The sequence below is a fragment of the Massilia sp. Dwa41.01b genome, from assembly GCF_014171775.1.
GTDB lineage: Bacteria > Pseudomonadota > Gammaproteobacteria > Burkholderiales > Burkholderiaceae_D > Telluria.
The window spans coordinates 2,413,243-2,438,426 of sequence record NZ_CP050454.1; the positions used below are offsets into that span (position 1 = coordinate 2,413,243).

Genomic DNA, 25,184 nt, shown 5'->3' on the forward strand with positions numbered 1-25,184 from the left:
CCGTGAGCATGCAGACCGCGCCGGACGTCCGGCCCCAGGTGCGCCAGGCCGTGTTCTATGCCGGCACCGACCATGCCGAGCTGCTGGAAAAGGCCGGACGCGACCTGCATGCCCATGCCTACCGCGCGATCACCGTGCTCTCGCCCGGCGAATACCAGATCCTGCTCGTCGACGCCCCCAACGTGGCCGTCGACGAATTGAAAACCGCGGTGCGCTGGCGCCTGAAGGACCTGCTCGACTTCCACGTGGACGACGCGACCATCGACGTGGCAGACCTGCCGGTCGACGCCAACGCCGCCGTGCGTGCCCAGCATTCGATGTTCGCCGTTGCCGCGCGCAACAGCGTGATCGGCGCGCGCCAGAAGCTGTTTTCGGCCGCCAAGGTCGACCTGTCCGTCATCGACATTCCTGAAATGGCCCAGCGCAATATCTCGGCGCTGGTCGAACCGGCCGGGCGCGGCGTCGCCATGCTGTCGTTCGGCGAGGACGGCGGCCTGCTGACGGTGTCGTACCGGGGCGAACTGTACCTGGCCCGCCGTATCGACATCGCGCTGGCCCAGCTGCTCGACGAGGACCACGACCGCAAGAACGCCTCCTTCGACCGCGTCACGCTGGAACTGCAGCGCTCGCTCGACAACTTCGAGCGCCAGTATTCCTTCATCAGCGTGGCGAAACTCGTGCTGGCGCCGTCGCCGATCACCGGGCTCGACGAATACTTGTCCAGCAACCTGTACACCCCGGTCGAGACGCTCGACCTGGCCACCGTGTTCGATTTCGCGCGCGCGCCGGAACTGGCGGACGTGGGGCTGCAACAACGCTTCCTGGTGCCGCTCGGCGCGGCCCTGCGCCACGAGGAGACGGTGCTGTGACCCAGCAGATCAACCTGTTCAATCCGATCTTCCTGCAGCAGAAGAAGATCTTTTCGGCGCGTACGATGGCGCTGGCGCTCGCCGTGCTGTTCGTCGGCACCGCGGGTCTCAACGCCTACGGTAACTGGCGCGTGACGAACATGCAGAAGGAAGCCGACGTCGGCGCGGCCCTGCTCGAAGGGCGCAAGGCGCGCCTCGCGAGCGTGACGGCGGAATTCCCGCCGCGCCAGAAGAACCCGGCCGTCGACGCCGAACTGGCGGAAGCCGAAGGCCAGCTGGCCGCGCTGCGCCAGGTCTCGGGTGTGCTCGAACGCGGCGAGCTGGGCAATACCCGGGCTATGCCGAATACTTCCGCGCACTGGCACGCCAGCACGTCGATGGCCTGTGGCTGAGCTCGGTACAGATCAATGGCGCGGGCATCGACATCGGCGTGCGCGGCCGCGCCCTCGACCCCGAGCGCGTCCCGGGCTACCTGAACCGCCTGACGCGTGAACCCGTCCTGCGGGGCAAGGCCTTCGGCAGCCTGCAGATCGTGCAGGGCGCGCCTACTTCCCGCAGCGACGCCAGCGGCGCCGTTACCAGCGTGCCGGCACCGTACGTCGAGTTCAGCCTGCAGTCGACCCCGGAGGCGCCCAAGCCATGAAAGAACGCCTGATTGCCCTGGGCGCGCGCATCGACGCGCTGACGCTGCGCGAACGCGTGCTGCTGTTCGCGGCGGTGGCCGCCAGTGTCGTCTTCCTGATGTATTTCTTCGGCCTGAAACCCATGTTCGCCAGGCAGGAACAGCTGCGCGGTCAGATCGTCCAGCAGCAGAACAACATCGAAGGCATCGACAACGAGATCCGCCAGAAGATCGAAGCGGCCCAGGTCGACCCGGACGCGCCCACGCGCACCCGCATCGCCACCGTGCGCGCCCAGACGATCGCGCTGGCCGAGGCCCTGCGCGCGATGCAGAACGGCCTGGTGGCGCCCGAGCGCATGGCGCCGCTGCTGGACCAGATCCTGCGTGCCAACGGCAGGCTGCAGCTGGTGTCGATGCGCACCTTGCCGGTGGAGTCGGTGCTGCACGCGGCCCGTGGTGTTGCACCGGCCGCAGCCGCGGCCCCTGTCGATGCGAATGCGGTAACGGCGCCGAACGCGGCGGCCAAGCCTGCGGACTTGTTGTATCGTCATGGCGTCGAGGTGACGGTACGCGGCAACTACCTCGACATGATCGGCTACATGGCCGCACTCGAGGCGATGCCGACCCAGTTGTTCTGGGGCCGTGCGCAGCTGGAAGCGGAAACCTGGCCGGATTCGCGCCTGACGCTGACCCTGTACACCCTGAGCCTGGATGCGAAATGGATGAAGCTGTGAAGACCATTGCCCGACACGGTGCGGCGCTGTCGCTCGCGCTCCTGGCCGGCCATGCCGCGGCCCAGCCGCTGCAGGATCCGACCCGGCCGCCGGCCAGCCTGATGGCGGGGCAGGGTACGGCGCGGGCGATAGCCGCCGCGCCCGTCCAGCGCGCGCCGCAGCTGCAATCGGTGCTGATCGCGCGCCAGCCCGGCGGGCGCCATGTCGCCGTGATCGACGGCGAGACCGTGCGCGTGGGCGACCTGGTGCGCGGCGCCCGCGTGGCGCGCATCGATGCGAACGAAGTGGAACTTAGGCGCGGACGTGCGCGCCAGGTCCTCACACTGCACGCGCCGGCCGCGGGAGCTGCACGCTCCGCCGGCGTCGAACGAGTACGACACGAATGACGGGAACGAGAACAACGATGCGACAACCCACCCTCCTGGCGCTGGCCGCAAGCACGGCGCTGTTGCTGTCCGGCTGCCAGAGCACGCCGCCGCATGCCACCTACGACAAGATCAAGCAGGAAGTGGCCACCGCAGGCGCGGCCGGCCGTGGCGCCGCACCCGCCGACGATGCCGTCGCCAATGCGCTGCTGCCGCCCGCCGCCGCGCTGGCCGGGGAATTACCGAAGGCCCGCCCGGCCCTGGAGGAGCGCTTCAACGTCGCCTTCAACAACGTGCCGGCGCAGCACTTCTTCCGCTCGATCGTGGCCGGCACCCGCTACAACATGCTGGTCCATCCCGACGTGGCCGGCACCATCAGCGCCAACCTGAAGGACGTGACCCTGGTCGAGGCGCTCGATGCCGTGCGCGACATGTACGGCTACGACTACCGCATCGACGGCACCCGGATCACCATCCGTCCGCTGACCATGCAGACGCGCATGTTCCACGTGAACTACCTGATCGGCAGCCGCCGCGGCAGCTCGAACCTGCGCGTGAGCTCGACCACGGTCGCCAGTGTCGGCACCACCGGCAGCGGCAGCAACAGTGGCGGCGGCAGCGGCCAGGGCAACCAGCCGAACGGAAACCAGAATAGTCCGGGCGGCCAGAACGGCGGCAACCAGACCCAGGTGGACAGCACCGACGTCAACACGCTGTCGAACAACGAATTCTGGACCGACCTGAAATCGTCGATCGAAGCCATCGTCGGTTCGAAAGAGGGCGGGCGCAGCGTCGTCGTCAGCCCGCAGTCGGGCGTGCTCGTGATCCGCGCCATGCCGGAAGAACTGCGCAACGTCGACATGTACCTGAAGGCCACCCAGCTGGCGGTGGACCGCCAGGTGATCCTGGAAGCGAAAATCCTCGAAGTCGAACTCAACGACCAGTTCCAGAGCGGCATCAACTGGGCCAGTTTCTCGTCGATCGGCCACTCCAACAGCAACCGCGTTGCTACCGGCCTGATCGCGCCGGGCGCCGGCCTGCAGCCGCTGCCCTTCAACGGTGGCCAGCCGCCCGTGATCAGCAACGGCAGCGGCCTGGCGGCCAGCACCGGCTTCTCGCTGTCGAACGCGGCCAATGCTGCCGGCGCGCTGTTCGGTTTCGCCTTCCAGTCGAATAATTTTGCAGCGCTGATCTCGCTGCTGGAAGCGCAGGGCACCGTGCACGTGCTCTCGAGCCCGCGCATCGCCGCCGTCAACAACCAGAAGGCGGTGCTGAAGATCGGGACCGACGAATTCTTCGTGACCGGCGTGACGACGACCACCAACACCACGGCCGCCGGCAACACGGTGACCCCGAGCGTGACCCTGACCCCGTTCTTCTCCGGCGTGGTGCTGGACGTGACGCCGCAGATCGATGACCGCGGCAACATCCTGCTGCACGTGCACCCATCGGTCAGCCAGGTGACGACGATCACCAAGGGCATCAACCTCGGCTCGGCCGGCTCGCTGACGCTGCCGCTGGCCGCATCGGCGACCTCGGAACTGGACAGCATTGTCCGCGGCCAGGACGGCCAGGTGGTTGCCATCGGCGGCCTGATGCGCCAGGCCTCGACCGACGACACCAGCCAGCTGCCGGGCGTGGGCCGCGTGCCGGTGCTGGGTAGCCTGTTCCGCAACAAGAACAAGGTCAACCAGAAGCGCGAGCTGGTGGTGCTGATCAAGCCGACCATCGTCGACAGCGCCAACAACTGGAGCCAGGACCTGCTCGACACCAGCCGCCGCATCGAAGAGCTCGATCCGCGCACGCTCGATACCCGCAGCGGGGAGCGCAAGTAATGTACGCAGCGCACTTCGGCCTGCGCGAACTGCCGTTCGGCATCACGCCGGACACGAGCTTCTTTTTCGGCAGTCCGCGCTCGCAGGAGGCGCTCAACACCCTGCTGGTGGCCGCGCGCAGCGGCGAGGGCTTCATCAAGATCACGGGCGAAGTCGGCACCGGCAAGACGCTGCTGTGCCGCAAATTCATGGCGACCCTGGGCGACGATTTCGTCACCGCCTACATCCCCAACCCCTTGCTCGAGCCGCGCACGCTGATGCTGGCGCTCGCCGACGAGCTGGGCCTGGTGCTCGAGCGCGAGGTCGACCAGCACCAGCTGCTGAAATCGATCACCCATCGGCTCGTGGCCCTGGCTGGCCAGGACAAGCGCGTGCTGCTCTGCCTGGACGAAGCGCAGGCGATCCCCGTGGAAAGCCTGGAGGCGCTGCGCCTCCTGACCAACCTGGAAACCGAAAAGCGCAAGCTGCTGCAGATCGTCCTGTTCGGCCAGCCGGAACTGAACCGCAAGCTGGCACTGCAATCGATCCGCCAGCTGGCCCAGCGCATCACCTTTCACTACCACCTGGGTCCGCTTGGCCGCGATGACCTCGACTTTTATGTGGCCCACCGCCTGCGCGTGGCCGGTTACCCCGGCGCGCGCCTGTTTTCGCGCCGCGCCATCGATCGCCTGTACCGCGCCAGCGGCGGCATTCCGCGCCTGGTGAACATCCTCGCGCACAAAGCGCTGATGCTCTGCTATGGCCAGGGCCGGCAGCAGGTGGAAGCGGCACACGTCAACGCGGCGGCGCGCGACACCATCGCGACCCAGCGTTCCTTCTGGCGCTGGCTGGTCGGCGCCGCGATGGCCAGCACCGCGGCCGGCATAGCCTGGACTTTTGTACGATGAGCCTGATAAACAAGATGCTGCAGGACCTCGATGCGCGCGGCAAGGCGCGCAGCGAGGAGATGCCCCACGAGATCCAGCCTGTACCGCGGGGCGGCGCCCCCATGCCCGCACTGCGGGTCGCCGCGATCGCGGCGGCGGTCATGGTGCTGGCCATGGGTGCCACCGCCTGGTATGTGCTACCGCTCAAAGGCAAGACGTATGACGTGCAGCCCTTGCCGCCGTCACAACCTGTTCCGCAGGCACCGGTGACGGTCGCCGAGGTGGCGCCGCCAGCCGCGCCGGCGGCCGCAACCGAACCTGTCGCAGCCGATACCGCGCCAGCGGCGACTGCTTCAACGGGCGACACCGCGGCGGCGCCCGCGACGACGAGCAAGCCTCCCCGGACGGCCAGCGCTCACCGTGGCGCGGCAAAACCGGCCGCAGGCACGCGCCTCCCGGCCACCCCACGCGCCGTGACGCCCGCCGCCAGCGGACCGGCGCTTGCAGGCGAGGGCCGCATCGAAACGAGCAACCAGGCCAGCGAGAATGCTTACCGCCGCGCCCTTGGCAGCTTGCAGGATGGGCGCGTCAGCGAAGCCATCGCCGGCCTCCAGGCCGTGCTCCGCAACAATCCGAAGCACGAGGCGGCGCGCCAGACCCTGGTAGGCCTCCTGATCGAAGCCAAGCGCGAGGACGAAGCGATGGTCCAGCTGCAGCAGGCCCTGACGCTGGACCCGCGCCAGCCGGCCATGGCCATGCTGCTGGCACGCCTGCAGATCGAGCGTGGCCAGCCAGGCATCGACACGCTGCTGCGCACGCTCCCTTACGCGTCGGGCAAGGGCGAGTACCACGCCTTCCTGGGCGGCGCCCTGCAGCGCCAGGGACGCTACCGCGAAGCGGCCGATCAGTACCAGACCGCCTTGCGTAGCGCGCCGGACAATGCCGTGTGGTGGATGGGCCTGGGGCTGGCACTGCAGGCCGAGAAGCGCAACGCCGAGGCAGCCGACGCCTTGCGGCGCGCGAGCAGCCTGGGTACCCTGAACCCCGAGCTGCAAGCGTTCGTCGAGCGCAAGCTTGCACAGGTAAGCCCCCAATAAGACCTCCGGCGAAGTCGCCCCGTCCCGCCTGGCGTCTTGCGGTTGGGCGCACGCCGTCCCTGGGGGCCTGGCGGCCGCCCAGGGTAGAGGTCAGCGAACGCCGACCCTCAGATCTTCACCAGCTCGACCCTGCGGTTCTTCGCACGGCCCGCTTCCTCCTTGTTGTCGGCCAGCGGCTTCGTAGCGCCATGTCCGGCGGCGCGCAGGCGCCTGGCGTCGATGCCGGCCGCCACCAGGCTCTGCACCACACTGTCGGCGCGCTGGCGCGACAGATCCAGGTTGCGCGCGGCGTTGCCACTGTCGTCGGTGTGGCCTTCGATGGCCAGCTTCAGGCTCGGGTCGCCTTTCAACAGTTTCGCGATTTCATCGACGGTCGGCTTGCCGTCCGGGCGGATGCTCGCCTTGTCGGTATCGAAGTTGACGTAGAGGGCGATCTTGCCTTTCGCGGCGAGCTCCTTGCCCATGGTGTCGGCCGTCACCAGCGACACGCTCTGCTGCATCGCCTTTTCCTCCACCGCCAGCAGGCGGGTATCGCTCTCGCCCGTCATCAAGACCAGCCAGACGTTTTTCTCGGGCGTGCGCACCAGGTAGCTGTCGTAGGACATGCTGAAGTCGTCGACCCGCAGCTTGTCCTGGCGCAGCGTGGTTTCGCTGACTTCCTTGCTGGTGTTCGCTGCAAGCAGGGCCTTGTCCCTGTGGTCGACCGCGTTCACCTTGACGCCGCCCAGGCCCTTGATGGCCGCTTCGTAGTTGCGGCGTACGGCCATCTGCGACATCTTCGCGTGGCGGTTCGAGAAGCTGCGTGTCTCGACCTGGCCTTCGACCGTACGGAGTTCCTTGCCGACGATGATGCCGACGGCGTCGAAACGGCTGTTTCTGGTGCTCTGGAAGGCCTGGTTCAATTCCGGCGGGTAGGCCAGGTAAGGGAAGGACGGCAACGCGGCGGTGGTGACTGGGATGGCGTTGATGTCGACCGGCTGCGCGGCGGTCGGGGGCGTGCCGCTTGCCGTCACCGGCGTCGCCGCCCCGTTGGCGCCGACATAGCCGACCGTCTGGGCGAACGGCTTTTCCTCGATGGCCAGCAGGCGCACCGTGCTGTCGTTGGCCATGACGACGATCCAGTGGCGCGCATCGCCCTTGCGCGCGAGGTAGACGTCGTAGGACATGCGCAGGTCCGGCACGAGCAGCTTGGCCCTGCGGATCTTGTACTCGTAGTCGTCTCCGCGTCCGCCATAGAGCGCTTCCTCGTAGGGGCCCACGGTATTGACCTTGGTTGCGCCCAGCTCGCGCATCGCGTTCTCGTAGTTGCGGCGGATCTCCAGCTCCGACATCTTGGCGTGGCTTGGCGAGAAGCTGCGGGTCGCAACGCGCCCTTCGACCGCATGCAGGTGGTCGCCCAGGATGACCATGACCCGGTCCATCGGCAACTCTTCGGTGCTCTGGAAGGCCTGGTGCACGGTCGGCGGGTAGTCGACATACGGGAAGGGCGCGATCTTCCCGCCCGCCTCGGGCACGGTGTTGAAGTCGAAAGGTGGGTTCTCGCCGCCGTCGGCGAGGTCCGGCGTGGTGGGCTGGGCGGCGGCAGGGGCCGGCGCGGCAGGCGCTGGGGCCGGTGCCTGGCTCGCGGTGTCGGTCGCGGCCGGCGTGCTGCCCGCCGCGTCGGCTGCGGGCGCGGTCTTCTTGCAGGCCGCCAGCGGCAAGCTGAGGGCGACGAGTAGCGGAAGGAGGCGCAGTGATGTGGTTTTCATGGGTCCTGGTCGGGAAGTTGAACCAGGAATTCTAGCAGCGCATGTTGATAGAAAGCTATCCGATTCTCACGACGGTTCATGCGCTGGCCCATCCAGGCTTGCTGCCTTGCCGGGGGAGCGGCAACTGCCCTTGTACGGCGTGCGGAGATGCTCCAGGCATCCTTCTATATGTAGTCGCTGCGCGGATTGTAGCCAATCGCCGCGCGCGCGATGGCCGCATCGCCCGGCGATACGCGTGCGAGAACGGGAATCAGCAGATCGAAAGTCTCCTGCCAAAGCGCGGTCCGGTATGTTTCATCGGCCACCTGGCGGGAGCTTTGATACATGGCCGCGGCTTTCAGCGCCTTTCCGGCGGCAGCCAGAGAAGCCGGCATGTGATACGCGAATCGATCGCGCAGGATGCCATGCAGTTTGCGGGTCAGCGCTTCGTTCCAGTGCATGGCGGTGAAGGAAACGAGAAAGCCAAGGGCGTCGTGGGACGTACGCGCCATTGCCCGGTCGAGCGCCGCCTGGACGCAGCGCTCGAGAATCTGCTGCAGCGGGTGGCTTGGATTGACCGTCATCCGGACGTTTCTGAGCGAAATGGCCTTGTCTTCCAGGACTGTCGAGGCATACGCCAGCGCGGAACACATTTCCTGGAGGGCGAAGGACCATTCCTCCGAGACCGCAAGCGCCTCCGTTGCGCAGGCTTCGAACAAAGCGAGCGCTTCCGCTTCCTGTGGCGACCCGCTGGGTGAATATGCCGCCACCTGGGCCATGACGCCGATATTCACGTGTGTCCGCCGGCCATCCGGAGCGAGGCCTTGCAAGATGTCGAGCGCGAAACGGCCGAGTTGGGGCCAATAGTCGTCTTCCGGGTTGCCATGCCTCAGCAGGCAGCGAATGGCCTGCAGCGCAGCGGCCGCGCTCCCGGACCGGAGCATGTCAGTCCAGGAAGCCAGCGTGCGGCAGGATGCATCGATCGACTGGGCAAGCGGGTCGCGCTCGGCGGCCGTGCATTTCGCGAGCATGAAGACCGATTCCTGGATGGATGTCTCCATCATGTCGGCGGCGAATTCGGGACGGTGGGCCTGGAAAGCGAGGGCGAGGCACAGCGCGAGCCCTGGGTTCCCGTGCAGATGCAGCGTCATGAGGACGGGGAGGGAGTCTTTCGATTGCCAGTGGGTGTCGACCAACCGTGCGGCTGCCGCCAGATCCTGTTCGGCCACCTCGAGCAGGATCTTCCAGACGTGGGCACGCAGTTCCCCGTCGAACCCGATGGACCTTGCCTGCAGAGTGCGGATCAGGCTGGCAATGCGTTTTTTCGGGTCGACGGTCGCATCCTGCGCACAGCTGTTGACCATTTCCTCCAGCTGCCTCGCCAGGGAAGGAGAGCCGTTCGTATTGAACTCGACCGGCAGGGAACGGAGATAGTTGGCGACCCCCATGACGACTTCGTGCTCGCCACGACGGCGCATGGCTTCCAGCTGGGCGACGAAGGCAGCCTGCAGTCTCTGGCCATGCCACTTTTCCATGGCCGCGATCTTTACAGACGTTGCCGCAAGTACGCGCACGCCGATGCGTGGCTTGATTCCCGACCAGGGAAAATGACGGCGCTTGAATTCGGTGAGATAGCTCTCGCTGAAGATGTTCGGCGTCGCAAGCAAGCGCTGGCGCCTCCCGCACCACCATTGGCCCAGACTGACCAGGCAATACTGCTCGGCGGGTGTGCAGGAAGCGAACAGCCGGTCCCGTTTCGCGATAAATGCCTGGCGTTCTTGTGCCGACAGGTGACGTTGGGGGACAAATGCTTCGACAGGCAGGGTCAACATGGCGGTTCTCGCGGGTGGCAGGGTTCCGACATCGGAAATTGCTGCACGTCACGAGTATACCCTGCGCGGATCTTGTCAGGCCGCCATGTCAAGAGGATGCTTCCGCGTCAAGGCACCCGGATGTCTGCGAGCCGCATCAATGCCTCGTGCAGCGTATCGTCGTTCTTGGCAAAGCAGAAGCGCACGATGCCCGACTCGCGTGCGCTGCTGTAGAAAGCCGAGACGGGAATCGCAGCGACTTTCGCTTCCGCCGCCAGCCACTGCGCGAACTGCGCTTCCGGCAGGCTCGATATGGCGTCATAGCGCACGCACTGGAAATAGGTCCCGTCAGCCGGCAGCAGGGTGAAGCGGGTCGTGGCCAGGCCGGCGCGGAACAGGTCGCGCTTCTTCTGGTAAAACGCGGCCAGGCCAAGGTAAGGCTCGGGGTCGGCCATGTAGTGCGCCAGGCCGTGCTGCATCGGCGTATTCACCGTGAACACGTTGTACTGGTGCACCTTGCGGAATTCAAGCATGAGCGCGCGCGGCGCGGCCACGTAGCCGACCTTCCAGCCCGTGACATGATAAGTCTTGCCGAAGCTCGAGACGACAAACGCCCGTTCGGCCAGTTGCGGGTGGCCCGCCACCGACAGGTGCTGCTCGCCGTCGTAGACCATGTGCTCGTAGACTTCGTCCGAGAGCAGCAGGATCCTGGTGCCGTCGACGATGGCGGCCAGGCGGTCGAGGTCGGCGCGGCGCAGGATGGAGCCGGTCGGGTTATGCGGCGAGTTGATCACGATCAGCCGCGTGCGGGCGGTGACTGCCGCTGCCACCTTGTCCCGGGCACGCTGTAGCCGGCCTCCCCGACTTCCATTTCCACCGGCACCACGGTGCCGCCGGCGAGCGCGACCGCGGGCGCGTAGCTGTCGTAGGCCGGCTCGATGACGATCGCCTCGTCGCCCGGGTGCACGCAGCAGAGGATGGCGGTCGTCAGCGCCTGGGTGGCGCCGGCGGTGATGGTGATCTCGCTGCCCGGGTCGTAGCTGTGCTTGTGGAGGGTGGCGATCTTGGCGGCGATCGCCTCGCGCAGGGTCGGCACGCCGGGCATGACCGGATACTGGTTGTGACCGGCCCGCATCGCCTCGGCGACGTGCTCGACCAGGCGCGGATCGCAGCCGAAATCCGGGAAACCCTGGCCAAGGTTGACGGCGCCGTGCTGGACGGCAAGCGCCGACATGGTCGAGAAGATGGTGGTGCCTACCTGGGGCAGGCGCGATTGCAGTTCGGGAGTGCTCATGGGGCGGCCGTGGCATGAGAGGTGGACGATTCCAACGCGGCCGCTGCGCGCGCCTTGACCCAGGCCTCGGGAAGCATGATGCGGAACAGACCGGCCTGCAGGGTCTTGCGTCCGAGTTTCAGCAAGGCCTTGTCCTTGGTAACCAGTATGGCGGCGCCGGCATCGCGCGCGAGTTCGAGGAATTTCTGGTCGTCGCGGTCGCTGCAGACGGGCAGCCGGATCGGCTTGCTGTCGGGGGCAACGAGGGCGACGAGCGCATCGAAGCGTTCGGCGGCATGCGCGCGGCTGGCCTCGTCGAGCGGCAGGTGCGGGTAGTGCAGCACGATGCGGTATTCATCGCGGCAGTCGGCGCGGGTCACGGCCGCGACTTCGCCGCGCTCGAGCGCGGCCAGCAGCGGCGCCCAGCGCGGGTCGTGGAAGACGAAGAGGTCGAGGCAGACATTGGTGTCGAGGACGATGGGTGGGGCGGAAGCGGGTATCATGTGGGAATTATTGCTCAGTTCTAAATTCAGCGTGCGACGGCGGCCTTACCGCGGTCGCGCCGCTTGGTTGTACTGCCTGTTTGCGCTACCGTCACGCCTTCACGTTTTTATGCTCATCGTCTTATCGCCCGCCAAATCCCTCGACCTCGATACCCCCAGCCCGACCACGCAGCACACGCTTCCGGATTTCGTCGACCGCGCCGCCCAGCTGATCGGCGTACTGCGCGACCTGTCGCCCGGCCAGGTAGGCGACCTGATGCACATCTCGGACCAGCTCGCTAGTCTGAATGTGGCGCGCTATGCCAGCTGGACGCGCGACCATGACGACGGCTACCAGGCTGCCATGGCTTTCAATGGCGACGTCTATGCCGGACTGGACGCGCGCAGCCTGCGGCCGGAGGCGGTTGCTTTTGCCCAGCGCCACCTGCGCATTCTGTCGGGCCTGTACGGCTTGCTGCGCCCGCTCGACCTGATTCATCCCTATCGCCTGGAAATGGGCACGAAGCTGACCAACCCGGGTGGCAAGGATTTGTACACCTTCTGGGGCGAAACCATCACCGCCGCGCTGAATGCGGAACTGGCACGGCTTGGGTCCAGCGCGCTGGTGAACCTGGCTTCGGAAGAATACTTCAAGGCGGTCAAGCCGAAGCTCCTGAACGTGCCCGTGGTCACGCCGGTGTTCGAGGATTGGAAGAACGGCAAGTACAAGATCATCTCGTTCTACGCCAAGCGCGCACGGGGCATGATGGCGCGCTACGCGATCGAGAACGGCATCCTTGAGGTGGAAGCGCTGAAGGCGTTCGACGTCGACGGGTATGCGTTCGTGCCGGAGGCATCGAGCGGGCGCAGCTGGATGTTCCGCCGCAAGGTCGAGGCGTAGGGACACAAAAAACCCGCGCCAGGCGCGGGTATTTGTTTATTGCACCGCATCCTTCGGCGCCGCCTTCGGCCCGGACTTCGCCCAGAACTGCCACCACGGTGCTTCGCCCCGGGCGTTCGGATTGATGAAGCGGCTGTCCGGGTAGTTGCGCTGGAAGACGCGCTGGGTGTCGTCGCGCAGCTCGAACATGCCGAGCTTGTCGTAGGAACGCATCATGATGAACAGCGCTTCCTCGCGTGCCGGCGATTCGCTGTAGTCGGCGACGGTATTCTGCGCACGGTTGAGGGCTGCCAGGTAGGCGCCGCGGCGATAGTAGTAATTCGCCACGTGCACCTCATACGAAGCCATCGCATTGATCAGGTAATTCATGCGCGCGACGGAATCGGGCACGTATTTGCTGTTCGGGAACTTGTCGACCAGGGCCTTGAACGCTGCGAAGGCTTCGCGGGTCGCTTTCGGGTCGCGCTCGGTCGGGTCCTGCGAATAGATCACGGAGAGGAAGCCGATCTGGTCGTTGAAATTGATCAGGCCGCGCAGGTAGTACATGTAGTCCACCTGCGGATGATTCGGGTGCAGCTTGATGAAGCGCTCCACGGCCGCGAGGGCCTCCGCCTGGTCCTGGGCCTTGTAATGGGCATAGGCAATTTCCATCTGCGCCTGAGTGGCGTAGGTGCCGAACGGATAGTTCGATTCGAGGCGCTGGAACAGTTTGATTGCGCTCTCGTATTGGCCGGCGCCCATCTCGTCGCGTGCCTCAGCGTATAATTTCTCCGCCGACCACTTCTTGGTCTCGTCAGACGCCTCCGGCAAAATGCCGCAACCCGACAGACCCAGCAAGACACTCGTAGCCACTACCACCAACAGTTTTTTTTGCATAGCTTTTTGCAGAAAAGTTTTACCGAGATTCAACGAACGGCTGATTATAGCCGATGGGACTGACGTGATATTAACTCCTGCGCCGAATTCGGCGGATTTGCCCCTCGACCCTGATTTCGACGATGAAATCGATGTCGAGTTTCCTGAAGTCGCCGCCCTTGCCAGCGGCATCGACCTGTCTCCGATCAGCCTGCACCTGGACGCCTCCGCCTGCGGCCAGCGTCTGGACAAAGTGGTCGCCGGCCTCGTGCCGCAGTTCTCGCGCAGCCGCCTGCAGCTGTGGTTCGACGGCGGCCACGTGCTGGTCGACGGCAAGCCGGCGCGCGGCAAGGATACCGCCTATGGCGACGAAACGATCGTCGTCACGCCGCAGCCGGCGCCCGAGGACACGGCGTTTGCCCCGGAAACCATCGACCTGAACATCGTCTACGAGGACGATCACATCCTCGTGATCAACAAGCCGGCCGGCCTGGTCGTGCATCCAGGCGCCGGCAACTGGTCCGGCACGCTGCTCAACGGCCTGCTGCACCACGCGCCGCAGCTGGGTTCCGTGCCGCGCGCCGGCATCGTGCACCGCCTGGACAAGGATACCAGCGGCCTGATGGTGGTGGGCAAGACCCTGGCGGCCCAGACCGACCTGGTGCGCCAGCTGCAGGCGCGCACCGTCAAGCGCGAGTACTTCGCGCTGGTATGGGGTACGCCACAGCTGTCGGGCACGATCGACGCGCCGATGGGACGGCATCCGAAGGAGCGCACCAAGATGGCGGTCTCGACCAGCCTGGGCGCGAAGCCGGCCATCACGCATTACACGCGCATCGCCGAAGGCATGCTCGATCGCCGTCCGGTGAGCCTGGTGCAGTGCCGCCTGGAGACGGGCCGCACCCACCAGATCCGCGTCCACATGCTGTCGATCGGCTTCGGCCTGGTGGGCGACTCGGTGTACGGCAAGACGCACCTGAGCCCGGTGTTCCACCGCCAGGCACTGCAGGCCCGCCGCCTCGGGCTGGTGCATCCGGCCACCGGCGAGCAATGCGAGTGGGTGGTGCCGCTGGCCCGGACTTCGCCGAGCTGATCGCCCGCGCCGGCATCGCCGAGCCGGAAGCGGCGTGATGGAGCAGACCCCGGACGCGGCGCAGCTGATCGTGCCGGACTGGCCCGACGCCCCCGGCAACATCGGCGCGCTGGCCACCACGCGCTGCGGCGGGGTTTCGCTCGGCCCCTACGGCGACGGCCTTGGCGGCGGAGGGCTGAACCTCGGCCTGCACGTCGGCGACGACCCGGCGCTGGTCCAGAAAACCGCGCCCGCCTGCAAGCCTGGTTGCCGGGCCGGCCGGCCTGGATCGCCCAGGTGCACGGCGCCGACGTGGTCGATGCATCGACGGTCGGGCCCGGCCAGCCGACCCGCACCGGTGACGCCAGCATCGCCACCACGCCAGGCGTGGTCTGCGCGATCCTGACGGCGGACTGCCTGCCGGTGCTGTTCGCCGACCGGGCGGGGCGCGTGGTGGGTGCGGCCCATGCCGGCTGGCGCGGCCTGGCGGGCGGCGTGCTGGGCCAGACAGTGGCGGCGATGCGCGCGGCCGGGGCGGAAGAGATTACCGCGTGGATGGGGCCGGCCATCGGTCCGCTCGCCTTTGAAGTGGGCCAGGACGTGTTCGATGCCTTTGCCGCGGCGCTGCCCGGCCAGGACGTCGGTTTTGCCTTCCGGCGCCACCCCGGGAACGCGCACAAGTACCTGGCGGACATGTTCGCGCTGGCACGCCTGATGCTGGCGCGCGACGGGGTAATGAGCGTGGCTGGTGGCGTGCACTGTACCGCCACGGAAACGAGCCGCTTTTACTCGTACCGGCGCGATGGCGTGACTGGCCGCCAGGCGAGTTTGATCTGGCTCAAATAGGCCTGCATTCCAGGGCTGCATTCGCACGCGAATACTGTCTAGTTCGCGGTATTGCCTGGCGCTTGCGGGCCCGTCTCGGCGGCCGCTGGAGCGGTGTCGCCAGCCTCGGCAGCCAGCTGCTGGCGCGCCGCCATCTCGTGCCGCGCACGCCGGCGCGCGCCGCCGGTGAGGTAAAAAAGTATAGACAAGGGCAACACGCCATAGCCGAAAAAAGTCATAATTCCGGCAATTATCGAGCTTTCCGTGGCCGCCATCAGGATCACGACATAGCCCCAGCCGATTGCGACGATCCACATGCGTTTCTCCGGTTGCTCGTTTCAAGTAACTATTTCAGCTAGCATTTCAGCTCATAACCGATTCTAACGGATGCCGACATGAACATGCCCGACCCCCAAGCTGTTGCCGCCACCTGGATGAACCAGTTCACCGATCCCGCCGCCTGGCAAGGCTGGCTGAAGATGCCGGCCGTGGAAGGCTTCAACGGCACCGCGGCCAATCCGCTCGCGGGCGTCCTGAAGGACTTCAACGTCGGCATCGCGCCGCAACGCGTGGAAGAACTGCGCAATGACTACCTGCAGAAGGCTGCGCGCCTGTGGCAGGACCTGATGTCCGGCAAGACGCCGGCCTTGCACGACAAGCGTTTTTCGTCCTCGGAGTGGACCGCCAACCCGTTCCCGGCCTTTACGGCCGCATCCTACCTGCTCAACGCCGACTTCCTGCTGGCATTGAGCGACGCCGTCGAGGCGGGCCCGCGCGAACGCCAGAAGATCCGTTTCGCCGTGCAGCAAATGGTCGACGCGATGTCGCCGGCGAACTTCCTGGCGACCAATCCCGAAGTCCAGGCCAAGATCCTCGAGACCAAGGGCGAAAGCCTGACGAAGGGCTTGCAGAACATGCTGGCGGACATGCAGAAGGGCCGTATTTCCCAGTCCGACGAGTCGGCCTTCGAGGTGGGGGTGAATGTCGGCACGACGCCCGGTCAGGTGGTCTACGAGAACGAGCTGTTCCAGCTGATCCAGTACAGCCCGGCCACGCCGACCGTGCGCGCCGTGCCGCTGCTGATGATTCCGCCTTGCATCAACAAGTTCTACATCCTCGACCTGCAGCCGGACAACTCGCTGGTGCGCTACGTGGTCGAGCAGGGCAATACCGTCTTCATGGTGTCCTGGCGTAACCCGGACAAGTCGATGGGCGCGCTGACCTGGGACGACTATGTCGAGCGCGGCGCCATCGAGGCGATCGGCGTGGTGCGCGAGATCAGCGGCCAGGACAAGGCGCACGTGTTCGGCTTCTGCGTCGGCGGCACCATCGCCGCGACCGCGCTGTCGGTATTGGCCGCGCGCGGCCAGCAGCCGGCGGCCAGCCTGTCGCTGCTGACGACCCTGCTGGACTTTTCCGACACGGGTGTGCTCGAGGTCTTCGTCGACGAAGCACAGGTGGCGCTGCGCGAGCAGAATCTGGCTAAGGGCGGCATCATGCCGGGACGCGACCTCGCAACCACCTTCTCGGCCCTGCGTCCGAACGACCTGGTGTGGAATTACGTGCAGCAGAACTACCTCAAGGGCAAGACGCCGCCGGCCTTCGATTTGCTGTACTGGAATGCCGACAGCACCAACCTGCCAGGACCGATGTTCTGCTGGTACCTGCGCAACACCTATCTCGAGAACAAGCTGAAAGTGCCGGGGAAGCTGACGGTCTGCGGCGTGCCGGTGGACCTGGGCCGCATCGATTGCCCGGTCTTCATCTACGGCTCGAAAGAAGACCACATCGTGCCGTGGCAGGCCGCGTTCGCGTCGATGAACCTGCTCAACCCGAAGAAGGCCAAGGCCAACCGCTTCGTGCTGGGCGCATCCGGCCACATTGCGGGCGTCATCAACCCGGCCGCGAAAAACAAGCGCAGCTATTGGGTCAATGACAAGAACGGCAAGAGCCGCGCGCGTACGGCCGAAGACTGGTTCGCCGGCGCCGTCGAGCAGAAGGGCAGCTGGTGGCCGGAATGGGCGCGCTTCCTGCAGGAGAACGGCGGCGCCGAGGTGCCGGCACCGAGCCAGCCGGGCAACGAGCAGTACCTGCCGTCGGAGCCGGCGCCGGGGCGCTACGTCAAGGCGCGTGCCGACTGAGGGCGGCTGCACGCGTGCTGATCTTGCTTGAAAATAAAATGGGTGGTAAAACCGATAATTGCTGCACCTGCACTGCCGACATGGTATTTTCCGCCTTGCCGGTGCTGTAGGGCAGCATTGGAGACCGCAGGAGCCTGGCGCGCCTGCATCGAATCATGTACAAAGCGCGTGCCCACGAAGCCTCGCGCAACCTATGGAACTTGAGATGAGTAGTGCAAAAAACAGTACCGAGCGCCTGATCAAGAAGTACCCGAACCGTCGTCTCTACGACACCCAGACCAGTTCCTACATCACCCTGACGGACGTCAAGCAACTGGTCCTTGACGCCGACGAGTTCACCGTGGTCGACGCCAAGTCCAACGAGGACCTGACCCGCAGCATCCTGCTGCAGATCATCCTGGAAGAAGAGGCGAACGGTGCGCCGATGTTCTCGAGCGCGGTGCTGGCGCAGATCATCCGCTACTACGGCCATGCCATGCAGGGCATGATGGGTTCTTACCTGGAAAAGAACGTGCAGGCGTTCACCGATATCCAGAACAAGTTCACCAGCAATGCCGCCGGTGCCCTTGAAGGCAAGCCCTTCAGCCCGGAAATGTGGACCCAGTTCATGAATGTCCAGGGCCCGATGATGCAGGGCATGATGAACAACTACATCGACCAGAGCAAGAACCTGTTCATGCAGATGCAGGAGCAGATGCAGAACCAGAGCAAGGTGCTGTTTTCCGCCTTCCCGTTCCCGCCTGCGCCGACCGACAAGAAGTAAGGGCAGGGTGGCCGGCGGCAGCGCCTGCCGCTGCTCCCGGCGCGGTTGTCGCAGCTGTATTTCCGAGGCATTTCCTGCGGCCCTAGGGTGGAGTCCCCGACTCCACGCGGTCATGCGCTCGCGGACCGCTCACTTTCCCGTGTTCCCCACCGTGCGAATCCGTTGTGGATTCGCCCAGTGCGGGCGCCAAACCGCCCCCACTGGTGTCTTGCCCGCCCCGCTTCGGGTACAATCGCGGATTGCCCAGAATCTTTTGACGCTCTCCGCCCATGCTCGAACTCCGCCGCAATCCCGCTCCTGTCGCATCCGCCGACGCTCCCGCAGCAGTCCCGGCCGCCGCTTCGGCCGCGCCGCTGGTCCTCCCCGCCGTCGCGCCGGGCGCAGCGCCCAAGGTCGGGTTCGTCTCGCTCGGCTGCCCGAAGGCGCTGGTCGACTCCGAACAGATCCTGACCCAGCTGCGCGCCGAAGGCTACCAGACCGCCAAGTCCTACGATGGCGCGGACCTGGTGATCGTCAACACCTGCGGCTTCATCGATGCCGCGGTGCAGGAGTCGCTCGATGCCATTGGCGAGGCGCTGGCCGAGAACGGCCGGGTGATCGTTACCGGCTGCCTGGGCGCCAAGAAGGACGCCTCGGGCCAGGACATCATCACCAAGGTGCACCCGAAGGTGCTGGCCGTGACCGGTCCGCACGCGGTCGCCGAAGTCATGGACTCGGTGCACCTGCACCTGCCCAAGCCGCACGATCCCTTCATCGACCTGGTTCCCGACCACGGCGTGAAGCTCACGCCCAAGCACTACGCCTACCTGAAGATTTCCGAGGGCTGCAACCACCGCTGCAGCTTCTGCATCATCCCGTCGATGCGCGGCGATCTGGTATCGCGCCCGATCCACGAGGTGCTCATCGAGGCCGAGAACCTGTTCAAGGCCGGCGTCAAGGAACTGCTGGTCATTTCGCAGGACACCAGTGCCTACGGCGTGGACGTGAAATTCCGCACCGGTTTCTGGAACGGCCGCCCGATCAAGACGCACATGACCCAGCTCACCGAAGCCCTGGGCCAGCTGGCGCGCCAGTACGACGCCTGGGTGCGCATGCACTACGTCTATCCATACCCGCACGTCGACCAGGTCATCCCATTGATGGGCGACGGCCACGTGCTGCCTTACCTCGACATCCCGATGCAGCACGCCCATCCGGATGTGCTCAAGCGCATGAAGCGTCCGGCCAGTGGCGAGAAAAACCTCGACCGCATCCTGGCATGGCGCAAGATGAATCCGGACCTCACCATCCGTTCGACCTTCATCGCCGGTTTCCCCGGGGAGACGGAAGAAGAATTCGAATACCTGCTGGACTTCCTGCGTGAAGCGCAGATCGACCGGCTGGGCTGCTTCGCTTACTCGCCAGTCGAAGGCGCGACCGCCAACGAGCTGGCCAATCCGGTGCCGCAGGAAGTGCGCGAAGAACGCCGCGCCCGCGTCATGCTGCTGCAGGAAGAAATTTCGCTCAAGCGCCTGCAGGCCAAGGTCGGCAAGACGATTCGCGTGCTGATCGACGAAGTCAACGCGCGCGAGGCGATCGGACGCTCGGCCGCGGACGCGCCGGAAATCGACGGCGTCGTCCACATCAAGCGCTCGCTCGTTCCCGGCAAGGCCAAGCTGGCGGTCGGCCAGTTCGCCGATGTTGTCGTCACCAAGGCGGACGCGCACGACCTCTGGGCCAGCCTGGCGTGATGCTGTAGGCTTGCGTGCTCGTTGAGGCCGCGCCTCGACGGGCAGCCGAGGCGGGAACGGGTAAAACCGAAATCAAGGGGTGGCGTGGGCTTGCGGCCTGACGCGGTATAGTACGGCTACAGGCTTCCCGGGCCGCTGCGTCACGCAGTGGTCGAGCCGCCTGTTTGCTCGCCACCTTCCGCCCGACATCGCCATGCCCAAGAAATCCCTCCAGACCACCCTCGTCCACACGGACTACACGCCCCCCACCGGCTTCGACGCCTATCCACCTGCCATCCACCACGCCTCCACGGTGCTGTTCAAGGACATGGCGGACCTGCGCTCCGGCCAGTGGAAGGACAAGAGCGCCTACACCTACGGCCTGCACGGCACCCCGACCACGTTCACGCTGGAAGCGCGGCTGGCGGAGATCGAAGGCGGCAGCCACTGCCTGCTGGCGCCCTCGGGGCTGGCGGCCATCTCGATGGTGGACTTCGGCCTGTTGAAGAGCGGCGACGATGTCCTGCTGCCCGATAACGTCTACAACCCGAACCGCGAATTGGGGCGCTGGCTGTCGAACGACTTCGGCATCAGTGCGCGCTACTACGATCCGCTGGTGGGCGCCGGCATTGCCGAATTGATCCAGCCGAACACCAAACTCATCTGGACCGAGGCGCCGGGATCGGTATCGATGGAAGTGCCGGACTTGCCGGCGATCTGCGCGGCAGCCCATGCGCGCGGCGTGCTGGTGGCGCTCGACAATACCTGGTCCGCGGGCATCGCGCTGCGCGGCTTCGACCTCGGCGTCGACATCGTCATGACGGCGCTGACGAAATACCAGTCGGGCGGCTCCGACGTGCTGATGGGGGCCGTCGTCACCCGCGACAAGGCCATCAATGACCGCATCGCCATGGCGCACATGCGCCTGGGAATGGGCGTGAGCGCGGACGACGCCTACCTGGTCATGCGCGGCCTGCCGACGATGAAGCTGCGCTTCGAGGCCCACGACGCCTCGGCACGCAAGGTGGCCGCATGGCTGCAGGCGCGTCCCGAGATCCGCCGCGTGCTGCACCCGGCCTTTCCGGATTGCCCCGGGCACGAGCACTGGCGCCGCGATTTCACCGGGGCGGGCGGTTTGTTCTCGGTGATTTTTGATGCACGCTACACGGAGGCGCAGACCGACCGCTTTGTCGACGCCCTTGAACTTTTTGGACTAGGCTACAGCTGGGGCGGCGCCAATAGCCTGGTGGTGCCTTATCGGATGGGGACGATCCGGCGCGACTGGCAGGAGCAGGGCACGCTGGTGCGCTTCAATATCGGGCTGGAAGACACATCCGACCTGATCGCCGATATCGAGCAGGCGCTGGGCAAGCTCGGCGCGTAGGCGTACGGGCGGGCGCCCTGGTGCCATGCGGACCGGGACACGAAACGACAAGGCCGCGAGCGTATCGCGGCCTTGTCGTTTTGCCGGTATTAGCCTGCCGGACTTACTGCTTCAGCACGCGGCGCAGCGTAGCGGCCAGGTCCTCGGCCGAGAACTTGGCGACATAGGCGTCGGCGCCGATCTTCTTCACGTGCTCTTCATTGGTCGTGCCCGACAGCGAGGAGTGGATGACGACCGGCAGGTTGGCGAAGCGCGCGTTCTTCTTGACGTTGCGGGTAAGCGTAAAACCATCCATCTCGGGCATCTCGAGGTCGGTCAGCACGAGGGCAACCTTGTCGTAGACGCTCTTGCCTTCGGACTCGGCGGCGTCGGCGATGTGGTGCAGCTGCTCCCAGGCTTCCTTGCCGCTCTTCGTCATCACGAAAGGCAGGCCCATGACCTCCAGGCCCTGTTCGATCAGGGCGCGTGCGACGACGGAATCGTCGGCGGCCAGGATGACCGAGCCCGGCTTGATCGCGATCTTCGCGCCCACGGTCTGGGCGCTGATCTCGGGGCCGGTATCCGGATTCATGTTACGCAGGATGGTCTCGACGTCGAGCACCTGGGCCAGGCGGGCGGGCGCGCCGTTCTCGCCTTCCAGGCGGGCGATGCTGGTGACCATGCCGCTGCCGGCGCTTTTCTCGGCCGACATCACCTGGCTCCAGTCCAGGCGCACGATCTCTTCGACGCTCTCGACGGCGAAGGCCTGGGTAGTGCGGGCGAACTCGGTGACGAGCATGATGTTCAGTCCGGTCTTCGGGATCACACCAGCAATCGCCGGCAGGTCCAGCACCTGGATGATCTGTCCGCGCAGGTTGACCACGCCCAGCACATGCGGCGGCGATCCGGCCACGGCGGTTACCGACGGCATCGCAACGATCTCACGGATCTTGAACACGTTAATGCCGAACAATTCATTGCGCTCGCCGTTGGCGTCGCCGCCGAGGCGGAACAACAGAAGCTCGAATTTGTTGGTGCCGGTGAGGTTGCTGCGCTCGTCGACTTCCTGCTGAACTGATTTCATATTCCATCCCGAAAAGTGATAATGCCATCAGGAAAGTATTCTAGCCGCTAAAATGCCGAAATGCGCAAAAACGTCGTCAAATCGGCATGGCTTTGTTGTTGTTGAGATCCAAAAAACCACGAATTAGACGATACGCCTTCCAGACGATGGCCAGCGGGAACACCGCCCAGGCAAACAGGAGGCCGATGATCGAGAAGATCAGGATCCAGCCGATGACGACCCAGAGCACGTAGTACCAGAAGGAGCGGATCATCCAGCTGTGGTGGGTCTGGACCATGGTGCCTGCCGTCTCTCCGCGCTTGATGTAGTTGAAGATGAGCGGAAGGAAGGAGAGCATGCCAAGCGACAGCACGAGACAGGCCCCGTGTACCAGGTAGAGGATGCGCGCCATCTGCTTGGCGTCATCAAGTTCGCGATCCAGGACGAGCTGCTGCGACATGCGCTTCTCCTTGCGGGACGACCCCGCTTCGGTCCGATTGTAGCAGCGATTCCCGAGCAGTTCCGCTCCCCTGCGTGCTTGCGCGCGGCCCCTGGGCGCGCGGGCAAGGGCGCGGATGTCAGCGCCGATTCCGCCACACTTCTATAGCTGGGAGCGCACCCAGGCTGCGATGCCGCCGGCGTCCATGGCCCCAGCCTGGCGCGCGACTTCGCGCCCGCCTCTGAACAGCGCCAGCGTCGGAATGCTGCGGATGGCAAAGCGCGCGGACAATTCCTGGGCGCGTTCCGTATCGACTTTCAACAGGCGTACATGCGGCTCGAGTGCGCTTGCGGCCCGCGCATAGTGCGGCGCCATCATCTTGCACGGCCCGCACCACTCGGCCCAGAAGTCGACCAGTACGGGAATGTCGTTGCGAGCGATATGACGCTCGAAGCTGGCTGCGGAAACGTCGAGCGGATGTCCCGCAAACAACGGCTTGGCGCACTTGCCGCAGACGGGGGCGTCGGTCAAACGGGCCGGCGCCATGCGATTGACGGCTTCGCATTGAGGGCAGACGATGTGGATGGGGTCGGTCACGTGAATCTCCTCGCACAGTCGATTGTGTTGACCGTATTGTATGTCGTCGGCGCATGCTATCGTCCAGCGCGTGCTCCGTGCGCCTGCGCGTTGACGAGATAGGTCTGGCTGGTGCGCAGTAGTGAGCGTCGGAGTGGTCCTCGTCGGCAGCGATCAGATGAATAGCTAGACCGCGATAGGCTGGCAGGCGCACATCACTGTTCCTCGACGGGCGCGCGACGCACTGGCTTCGGGACCAGGGATGCGCACTTCGCCGCAGTGTGGCAACTGATAGACATCATAATAATACGACCGTCGTCACTGCCGCGATCGAGCCGGAAGTCGACTCTGGCTGCCTTGCTAAATATTCCAACTAGATGGCTTTACGAGCGGCTTCCGAGGGTCATTTCGCGTTTTCTGCTGACGTGTACACCGACATCGCGAAAAGCAGTCATCGCGTTGAACTGGAACCCATCCAGGTCTAGTTGACCGGTGAAAAAAGCGATTGGGATGGTCGTTTCTACTCAGCCGAAGAAGAGTAAGGTGTCGTTCAAGGGGATAGATCTAGAAGGGATGAGGGAACGCGCAAAGCAGATGGACGGCAACGTTGCAATGCCGCCTTTAACGAAACCGTATCCAATTCAGTACCTTTTAGTGGGGCCGCAGTGTGGTTTTTGGTATCAGTGCTCTGCAAGCATCAGTATCCACGCAACTGATCGAAAGTTCCGTCACATGGCCGAGATCATCCCCGCTATCCAACCAGAAGGATAAGTTCGCAGCACTGCTGAAACGCCCCCACGGATGACCACAGTAATGACCCCCACATCGTAACTCTCTTCGTTTATCGGCGCGCATCCCAATATCCCGAAATGAAGTTGTAGAATCGAATGTAAAGCCGTCGAGCGTCAAACGGCCTTGAAACAGTTTCGCAGGAGATGACGATGAGCGCCCCAGCATTTGATCGGACTCATCCCATCCCAATTGGATGTTGACGAACTTCACCTTCGTCAGGTCCCTCCTGTCACTGCCCACTGTTATGCCGAATTCATCCCAAATACAGGTAGTTATGCTTGTGCCTGCCTTGGTGCATCGCGGCTCGCTGGGCAGTACTTTCATCCATGATGAGATTGTGCCGCCAAGCCAGACTGTTGTGCCATTTATCGACAACGATGCGCCGCTTATCGCAACAGAGGGGCCACCCCTGCCCGCAATACTGTTGGCTACGTTGTGCAGTCGTTCTGTTTTCTCAGTGGGTGTGGAAACATGCGCTGCAGCGGAAAAAGGCGGGAAGAATAACAAAAGGATTATCAATGATTGACGAAGGCGCATAGCGTTAGATCCTGCCAAAAATGTCATTGAAGTTTTTCCTTAAATAGATCAGTGACTGTTCCTTAGCCGCGACCAATGTCTTGATCGTCTCCTTGCGGACCTTAGCGGTCTCTTCCATGAAATGCTCTACTTCGGTCGCTGATTCTCCGCGGCGCACCTTTGTCGGGTTTGCTTTGGCCCACGCCAGCACATAGCTGTCCTGCCAACTGCATGCCTTCGGATGGATCAAAAATGCTCTCGCAACGTTCGCTGGGTCAGCGGTCAGATCGCCATTCCAACGGCGCGCGATCGATTTGCCTACCGATTGCACTGCCACTTGTGCGAGCAATGCTGCGAGAGTGTGAAAGTGATGAGTATCGTGGTCTTTGGCCAGCTGGACCAGGACGGGTCACTTCGTCGGCGGCAACCCATGCTTCGACGAGCAAGTCCGAGGCAGCGCCGTTGCTGTCTTCATCGTCCACGCTGAT

The 25,184-nt window shown here is 64.8% G+C and carries 23 protein-coding genes and 3 pseudogenes; 15 read left to right on the forward strand and 11 right to left on the reverse strand.

Translation table 11 applies throughout. The features are described 5' to 3' along the window. Positions 1–8 precede the first annotated feature (8 nt). From G4G28_RS11050 to G4G28_RS11080, 8 genes are read left to right on the forward strand one after another with little or no spacing between them, the layout of a single operon-like run. Complete coding sequence (locus tag G4G28_RS11050) at positions 9–869, forward strand: agglutinin biogenesis protein MshI (RefSeq protein WP_308602476.1); 861 nt, start codon at positions 9–11, stop codon at positions 867–869. Further along, positions 866–1,261, forward strand: a complete 396-nt coding sequence (locus G4G28_RS25920) for a hypothetical protein (RefSeq protein WP_229508026.1) — start codon at positions 866–868, stop codon at positions 1,259–1,261. The genes G4G28_RS11050 and G4G28_RS25920 overlap by 4 nt, the downstream gene beginning before the upstream one ends. An 11-nt stretch (positions 1,262–1,272) precedes the next feature. Further along, entirely contained in the window at positions 1,273–1,512 is a 240-nt protein-coding gene (locus tag G4G28_RS25925; RefSeq protein ID WP_229508077.1) for a hypothetical protein, read from the forward strand. Continuing rightward, positions 1,509–2,225, forward strand: a complete 717-nt coding sequence (gene gspM / locus G4G28_RS11060) for a type II secretion system protein GspM (RefSeq protein WP_183108369.1) — start codon at positions 1,509–1,511, stop codon at positions 2,223–2,225. The genes G4G28_RS25925 and gspM overlap by 4 nt, the downstream gene beginning before the upstream one ends. Continuing rightward, positions 2,222–2,611, forward strand: coding sequence for a hypothetical protein (locus tag G4G28_RS11065; RefSeq protein ID WP_229425004.1), 390 nt, complete (start codon positions 2,222–2,224; stop codon positions 2,609–2,611). Before gspM ends, G4G28_RS11065 begins: the two co-directional genes overlap by 4 nt. 17 nt (positions 2,612–2,628) lie before the next feature. Beyond that, positions 2,629–4,425 (forward strand): pilus (MSHA type) biogenesis protein MshL, encoded by a 1,797-nt coding sequence (gene mshL / locus G4G28_RS11070; RefSeq protein ID WP_183108370.1) that lies wholly within the window; start codon positions 2,629–2,631, stop codon positions 4,423–4,425. Then, complete coding sequence (locus G4G28_RS11075) at positions 4,425–5,312, forward strand: ExeA family protein (protein WP_183108371.1); 888 nt, start codon at positions 4,425–4,427, stop codon at positions 5,310–5,312. Before mshL ends, G4G28_RS11075 begins: the two co-directional genes overlap by 1 nt. Further along, positions 5,309–6,388, forward strand: coding sequence for a tetratricopeptide repeat protein (locus G4G28_RS11080; protein WP_183108372.1), 1,080 nt, complete (start codon positions 5,309–5,311; stop codon positions 6,386–6,388). Before G4G28_RS11075 ends, G4G28_RS11080 begins: the two co-directional genes overlap by 4 nt. A 107-nt stretch (positions 6,389–6,495) precedes the next feature. Here G4G28_RS11080 and G4G28_RS11085 read toward each other — a convergent pair whose 3' ends face one another. From G4G28_RS11085 to G4G28_RS11100, 4 genes and pseudogenes are all read right to left on the reverse strand, one after another. Then, complete coding sequence (locus G4G28_RS11085; protein WP_183108373.1) at positions 6,496–8,136, reverse strand: OmpA family protein; 1,641 nt, start codon at positions 8,134–8,136, stop codon at positions 6,496–6,498. Between the two features lie 164 nt (positions 8,137–8,300). Then, entirely contained in the window at positions 8,301–9,947 is a 1,647-nt protein-coding gene (locus G4G28_RS11090; protein WP_182988307.1) for a hypothetical protein, read from the reverse strand. Between the two features lie 107 nt (positions 9,948–10,054). After that, a pseudogene (locus G4G28_RS11095) lies at positions 10,055–11,220 on the reverse strand (pyridoxal phosphate-dependent aminotransferase). Beyond that, complete coding sequence (locus G4G28_RS11100; RefSeq protein WP_182988308.1) at positions 11,217–11,702, reverse strand: putative toxin-antitoxin system toxin component, PIN family; 486 nt, start codon at positions 11,700–11,702, stop codon at positions 11,217–11,219. Before G4G28_RS11100 ends, G4G28_RS11095 begins: the two are co-directional and overlap by 4 nt. 109 nt (positions 11,703–11,811) lie before the next feature. Here G4G28_RS11100 and yaaA point away from each other — a divergent pair, with 109 nt between their 5' ends. After that, on the forward strand, positions 11,812–12,582 hold the full coding sequence (gene yaaA, locus G4G28_RS11105; protein ID WP_182988309.1) for a peroxide stress protein YaaA: 771 nt from the start codon (positions 11,812–11,814) through the stop codon (positions 12,580–12,582). A gap of 36 nt (positions 12,583–12,618) precedes the next feature. On the opposite strand, the gene G4G28_RS11110 is transcribed toward yaaA, so the two are convergent. After that, complete coding sequence (locus G4G28_RS11110) at positions 12,619–13,458, reverse strand: outer membrane protein assembly factor BamD (protein WP_182988310.1); 840 nt, start codon at positions 13,456–13,458, stop codon at positions 12,619–12,621. Between the two features lie 64 nt (positions 13,459–13,522). On the opposite strand from G4G28_RS11110, the pseudogene G4G28_RS11115 reads away from it, so the two are divergent. Together G4G28_RS11115 and pgeF are read left to right on the forward strand one after the other, a co-directional pair. Then, a pseudogene (locus tag G4G28_RS11115) lies at positions 13,523–14,568 on the forward strand (RluA family pseudouridine synthase). Then, a pseudogene (gene pgeF, locus G4G28_RS11120) lies at positions 14,568–15,355 on the forward strand (peptidoglycan editing factor PgeF). Before G4G28_RS11115 ends, pgeF begins: the two co-directional pseudogenes overlap by 1 nt. 38 nt (positions 15,356–15,393) lie before the next feature. Here pgeF and G4G28_RS11125 read toward each other — a convergent pair. Beyond that, a complete protein-coding gene (locus tag G4G28_RS11125; RefSeq protein WP_182988312.1) occupies positions 15,394–15,651 on the reverse strand; it encodes a hypothetical protein in 258 nt (85 codons plus the stop codon). A gap of 78 nt (positions 15,652–15,729) precedes the next feature. Between G4G28_RS11125 and phaC the strand changes: the two genes are divergently transcribed. From phaC to G4G28_RS11145, 4 genes are all read left to right on the forward strand, one after another. After that, the gene (gene phaC, locus G4G28_RS11130; RefSeq protein ID WP_182988313.1) at positions 15,730–17,475 is read left to right on the forward strand and encodes a class I poly(R)-hydroxyalkanoic acid synthase; all 1,746 of its coding nucleotides are present in this window, start codon (positions 15,730–15,732) and stop codon (positions 17,473–17,475) included. 205 nt (positions 17,476–17,680) lie between these two features. Then, positions 17,681–18,238, forward strand: coding sequence for a polyhydroxyalkanoate synthesis repressor PhaR (gene phaR / locus G4G28_RS11135; RefSeq protein WP_182988314.1), 558 nt, complete (start codon positions 17,681–17,683; stop codon positions 18,236–18,238). A gap of 269 nt (positions 18,239–18,507) precedes the next feature. Further along, entirely contained in the window at positions 18,508–19,968 is a 1,461-nt protein-coding gene (gene rimO, locus G4G28_RS11140; protein ID WP_229425005.1) for a 30S ribosomal protein S12 methylthiotransferase RimO, read from the forward strand. Positions 19,969–20,161: 193 nt separating this feature from the next. Continuing rightward, on the forward strand, positions 20,162–21,331 hold the full coding sequence (locus tag G4G28_RS11145) for a cystathionine beta-lyase (protein ID WP_183108374.1): 1,170 nt from the start codon (positions 20,162–20,164) through the stop codon (positions 21,329–21,331). A gap of 103 nt (positions 21,332–21,434) precedes the next feature. Here the strand turns inward: G4G28_RS11145 and G4G28_RS11150 are convergent, their stop codons facing one another. The 5 genes from G4G28_RS11150 to G4G28_RS11170 all read right to left on the reverse strand — a co-directional run bounded on the left by G4G28_RS11150 (position 21,435) and on the right by G4G28_RS11170 (position 25,045). Continuing rightward, entirely contained in the window at positions 21,435–22,394 is a 960-nt protein-coding gene (locus G4G28_RS11150) for a chemotaxis protein (protein ID WP_182988315.1), read from the reverse strand. Positions 22,395–22,470: 76 nt separating this feature from the next. Further along, on the reverse strand, positions 22,471–22,833 hold the full coding sequence (locus tag G4G28_RS11155) for a hypothetical protein (RefSeq protein ID WP_182988316.1): 363 nt from the start codon (positions 22,831–22,833) through the stop codon (positions 22,471–22,473). 141 nt (positions 22,834–22,974) lie between these two features. After that, positions 22,975–23,409, reverse strand: a complete 435-nt coding sequence (trxC, locus tag G4G28_RS11160; RefSeq protein ID WP_182988317.1) for a thioredoxin TrxC — start codon at positions 23,407–23,409, stop codon at positions 22,975–22,977. A 630-nt stretch (positions 23,410–24,039) separates the two neighbouring features. Continuing rightward, positions 24,040–24,744, reverse strand: coding sequence for a hypothetical protein (locus tag G4G28_RS11165; protein WP_182988318.1), 705 nt, complete (start codon positions 24,742–24,744; stop codon positions 24,040–24,042). Further along, complete coding sequence (locus G4G28_RS11170; RefSeq protein WP_182988319.1) at positions 24,722–25,045, reverse strand: hypothetical protein; 324 nt, start codon at positions 25,043–25,045, stop codon at positions 24,722–24,724. Before G4G28_RS11170 ends, G4G28_RS11165 begins: the two co-directional genes overlap by 23 nt. Between the last annotated feature and the right edge of the window lie 139 nt (positions 25,046–25,184).